The following is a 4,549-nucleotide window of genomic DNA, read 5'->3' as shown; positions in this document are numbered from 1 at the left end:
TCCGGCGCGGCGGCCAGCGCCGGATACAGGCTGGTGCCGACGAAATCGAAACGGTCCCAGTAGCCGAAGCGCTCAGCCTGCTCCAGGCCGTCGGCGACATAGCCGATCGGGCCGCGATAGACCTGGCGCACCGCCGCCAGCAGCGCCGGCCACTGCGGCGCATCCTGCAGCTGACGCAGTTCGGTGCCGACGATCAGCGCGCTGGCGCGCTCCTCTGCGACGACCTGGGCCAGTTGCAGCAGCGCGCGCCGATAGGCCGCGAACCAGGCGTCGCGATCGGCCGGTGCGGCCTCGCCGGCCCAGTGCCCGGGAATCCACAGGTGCACCTTCAGCACCGGCTGCAGGCCGGCGGCGCGCATCTGCCGCAATCCGGCGCGGACCAGCGCCGGGCTGCTGTCGCTGCCCAGCACCGGGGTCGAAGACTGCGGCGACGCCTGCCAGACGAAGGCGACCAACAGCGCACGCGAAGCGCCGGCCTCGGCCAGTTGCCGCAGCGACTGCTGCGCGGCGGCGCTGCCCCACGGCGCCTGCGGCGACACCTTGACGTTGGCGCCCATCCAAGGCGGCGACGCCGCACTGCAGCCGCCGGCGCTCAGCGCCAGCAGCAGTGCGGTCAGCAGTCTCACGGCGATCGGCGCCATACCCGGTAGATGCCCTGGTGGTAGACCAGACTGTAGCCCGGCAAGCCCTGCTGCCACAGCTGCGGGAAGCGTCGGTTGAGGCTGTCCAGGGCGCCGGCCTGGCTGGCCGGGTCGCTGACCACCACTTGCGCCGGCATCTGCCGCGGATCGACCAGCGCCTGCTTGAAGCGCGGGTCGAACGGCAGGATCAGTTGTTTGGCGTCGCCGCGCGCGACGATCACCGGATAGCTGGCGCGGTCGTCGAGCAGGGTCGGCAGCCGCGCCTCGGCCAGCCACGCGCCCAGGTGCGCAGCGTCGGCATGGCGCGGCGGCGCCGGTGCCTGCAACGCGGCGATCCAGTCGCGGGTGGTGGAGGTGGCGGTGCGGGCGATCACCCAGCCGCTGGACACCGCGCCGGCCAGCAGCAGCGCCAGGCCCAGCCAGCGCAGGTTGCGGCGCAGGTCGCCCAGCACCAGGGCCGCCGGCACCAGCAGCAGGGCGAGGAAGTCCAGCGGCTGCGCAGTGAAACGCGCCCAGGTGGCGAGCGTGCCGGCGCCGATCACGGTAGCGGCGGCGGCCAGCACGCTGCGCCAGGTGTCGCTGTCGCGGGTGTGACGCAGCAACAGCAACAGCGGCGCGCTGACCACCCCGGCCAGCAGCAACCACAGCGGCGGCCACCATGGCTGCGCCGCGGCCTGCTGCAGCCACGGCTGCAGCGCCGCCTGCGCCGAGATGCCGCGGAAGGCGGACGTGGCGTCGCGCACGAACAGCAGCGGGTCGCCGAAGAACATGTAGTTGAGGTACATCCATGCCCCCACCGCGAACAGGAACGGCAGGTAGCACACCAGGTAGAACGCCAGCGGCGCCTGCCGCATCAGCCGCGGCGGCGCGATCAGGAACAGCCACGGCGCCAGCCCCACCGCCAGGAAGCAGGCGCGCTCGTCGACGAAGAACAGCAGGCACAGGCTCGCGGCCAGGCGCAGGTAGGCGAAGGCTTCCGGATCGTCGCGGAAATGGCGCAGCGCGCGCGCGGCCACGTAGAACACCAGCAGGCCCAGGCCCTGGTTGTTGCCGGACAGGGTCGGCCACAGGAAGAACGGCTGGATCACCACACCGGCACTGAGCGCCCAGGCCCAGCCGCGGCCCAGGCCGGCGGCGATGTCGCGCCACAGCAGGGTCACCAGCGTCGCCCCGGCCAGCACGTCGACCAAGTACGGCAGCAGCGGCGTGGACAGGCCCGGCAGGCCGCCTAGCAGCACGCCCAGGTACAGCGAGGCCTGCGCGTACAGGAAGCCCAGGTACTCGATGCGGAAGCCGGCCGCGTCGCGCAACAGCAGCAGCTTGGCGTACTGCGCCATCGCGTCGTCGCTCATGTAGCCGTGCGCGAGCAGCCGGTGGCACAGCAGCGCCAGCAGCGCCGCGGTGAACACGAACACCGCGGTGCCGCGCGCGCGCGACGGCGCGTCAGTCGTCGAGCGCGGCGCGGCGCTCTTCGGCCATGTGCTTGCTGATGCCATGGGTGGTCTTTTCCCAGTAGAACGGGTTGCGGATGAGCTGCCACAGGCCCTTGTAGGCGGCGATGGACTGCAGCAGCCAATACAGCGGCACGGTCAGCGCGTAGGGCGCCAGGCGGAAGTAGTCGCGCTTGAACGCCGCCACCAGGGTCATGTAGATCAAAAAGCCATTACCGAGCAGCAGGTTGAGCAGGCTCAGGTACAGCAGCGCGGGCGGGAAGAACGGATCGAAGAATTTCGAGCCCACCGCCAGCCACAGCCCGTAGCTCAGCCACATCAGCGGCGCGGCCAGCGCAGTGAAGAAGGTGCCACCGACGAACAGCTGGAAGCCCCAGAACCCGCGCACGCCGGTGGAGCGGTACAGCTGCACCGGGTCGCGCATGTGCACCAGCCAGGTCTGCATGTAGCCCTTGAGCCAGCGCGAGCGCTGCCGGATCCAGTTGGGGATGCTGACGTTGGCTTCCTCGAACGTGGTCGAGTTGACCACGCTGACCCGGTAGCCCTGCTGGGTCAGGCGCACGCCCAGGTCGGCGTCCTCGGTGACGTTGTACGGGTCCCAGGCGTGGACCTTGCGCAGGATGTCCAGGCGGAAGTGGTTGGAGGTGCCGCCGAGCGGAATCGGGATGCGCAGGGTCTCCAGCGCCGGCAGGTAGAAGTCGAACCACAACGTGTATTCCAGCGTGAACATGCGCGTGAGCCAGTTCTCGTCGGCGTTGTAGTAGTTCAGCCGCGCCTGGATGCAGGCCACGTCGGCCGGCGACTTGCGGAACGCGGCGACCACGCGCTTGAGCTGGTCCGGCTCCGGCTTGTCCTCGGCGTCGTAGATGGTGAGCATCTGCCCGCGGGCGAAACGCAGCGCGTAGTTGCAGGCCTTGGGCTTGGTCTTCGGTTGCGACGGCGGCACCCGGATGATCTCGAAGAACGCCTCCAGGCCCAGCGCCTTGGCCGCCTCGATGGTCTCGGTGTCGTCGGCCTCCAGCACCAGCTTCACGTCCAGCTTGGAGGTCGGGTAGTCGAGCCGGCGCAGCGCGTTGGCCAGGATCGGCAGCACGTCCGGCTCCTTGTACATCGGCACCAGCACCGTGTAGACCGGCAGGTCCTCGTCGCCGAGCGCGGCCACTTCCTCGTCGCTGACCTTGATGTCGATGCGGCGCCGCGCACCGCGCCAGGCCAGCACCAGCTTCAGCCCGAAGGTGGCCAGGAACGCCACCGCGATCAGCGTGTTGAGCGCGATCAGGGTGACCAGCGGCCACAGCGCTAGCGTCGCGGCCAGCACCACCGTGAGCGCCACCAGGAACACCGACTGCGCGCGGGTGATCACCTGCCGCGCCGAATGCTCGGGGGCATGTTCGGCCAGCAGGTTCAACGCATCGTGGGTGAGCTGCGCGTCGGCGTGCTGCTGCAGGCTCCAGACGATGTCGAACTTGGAGGTGCCGACGAAGCGCACCTGCTCGCCGTAGGTGGCGCGCGCCCAGGCGAAGGTCTCCGGGCCGGGATCGGCCACCGCCAGCACCAGGTGGCCGTCCTCCTCGCGCCACGGCAGCACCAGGCGCTGCGCGTAGTCGGCCAGCCGCTCCGGCTGGAACAGCGCCGGGTCGATCGGCTGCTTGAGCAGGTTGGCGAAGTTCAGCCCGAAGTGCTGCGCCAGCACCGTGTAGAAGCGCAGCGGCGCGACCCCGCGCTGGGCCAGCACCACGTCGCCCAGCCGCGAGCGCCAGCGCGCCTGCAGGGCCAGCGCGTTCTGCAGCTGCGGCGGGTCGATCACCCCTGCGGCGACCAGCGCCTCGCCGATCGGCGCCTGCAGGCCGCCCTCGGTGGGCAGCCGTCCGAGCCGGCCGGGCACGCTCGCCTCGGCGGCGACGCTCTCGTGTTCGCCGGACACGGCTAGAACCGCCACCAGGCGGCCACGAACGGACCGCCCGCACCGCCGGTGTTGCGCCCGGCCACCGGCTGCTGGTAGCCGAGCTGCAGCTGCGTGCCGCCGGGCAGCGTGTACAGCACCGAAGCCTGCAGCTTGCTGAAATCGAAGTTGTTGCCGCGGATCGGCGTGTTGTCGCCGGGCGCGTAGATCCGGTTCGGCCCCTTGCCGTTGCCCAGGCTCTGGATCACGTTGAACTCGCCGATCAGCATCCAGCGCGGGGCCAGCGCCACGCCGCTGGACACGTCCAGGCGTGCCTCGTCGGAGGCGTCGCCGCCGCGCAGCCGCACCGCCGTGCCCAGGTCGACATAGCCGTCGTGTTCGCCCAGGCGATAGCCGCGGCCGACGCTGTAGCGCAGCTCGGCGCCGTAGTCGCCCTGGCCCAGTGCCGGCCGCGCGCCATCGCGCTGGCGCGCATACGCGGGCACCAGCGCCAGCACCTGCAGCGCGCCCTGCCAGGGGCCGTCGCGGCCGTCCGGGTCGAGCCGGTAGCGCAG

2 protein-coding genes and 2 pseudogenes are annotated in these 4,549 nt (G+C 71.0%); all 4 read right to left on the bottom strand.

Features of this window, described 5'->3' with window-relative positions; genetic code table 11:
* Positions 1–632: pseudogene (locus D588_RS25585) on the bottom strand (glycosidase-like protein); the annotation flags it as partial.
* Complete coding sequence (locus tag D588_RS0119625) at positions 623–2,137, bottom strand: hypothetical protein (protein WP_026143909.1); 1,515 nt, start codon at positions 2,135–2,137, stop codon at positions 623–625. The gene D588_RS0119625 and the pseudogene D588_RS25585, both read right to left, overlap by 10 nt.
* Positions 2,085–3,977: a glycosyltransferase family 2 protein gene (locus tag D588_RS0119620; protein ID WP_026143908.1), complete on the bottom strand. Its 1,893-nt coding sequence runs from the start codon at positions 3,975–3,977 to the stop codon at positions 2,085–2,087. Before D588_RS0119620 ends, D588_RS0119625 begins: the two co-directional genes overlap by 53 nt.
* A gap of 41 nt (positions 3,978–4,018) precedes the next feature.
* A pseudogene (locus D588_RS0119615) lies at positions 4,019–4,549 on the bottom strand (hypothetical protein); the annotation flags it as partial.

This window comes from Xanthomonas sp. SHU 308 (assembly GCF_000364645.1).
Lineage (GTDB): Bacteria > Pseudomonadota > Gammaproteobacteria > Xanthomonadales > Xanthomonadaceae > Xanthomonas_A > Xanthomonas_A sontii.
This window is presented reverse-complemented; position numbering and strand designations above follow the sequence as displayed.

Bases quoted from the DNA above. Each gene is read 5' to 3' on its own strand.
- D588_RS0119625 (WP_026143909.1), bottom strand. From the start codon at position 2,137: ATGGCATCAGCAAGCACATGGCCGAAGAGCGCCGCGCCGCGCTCGACG.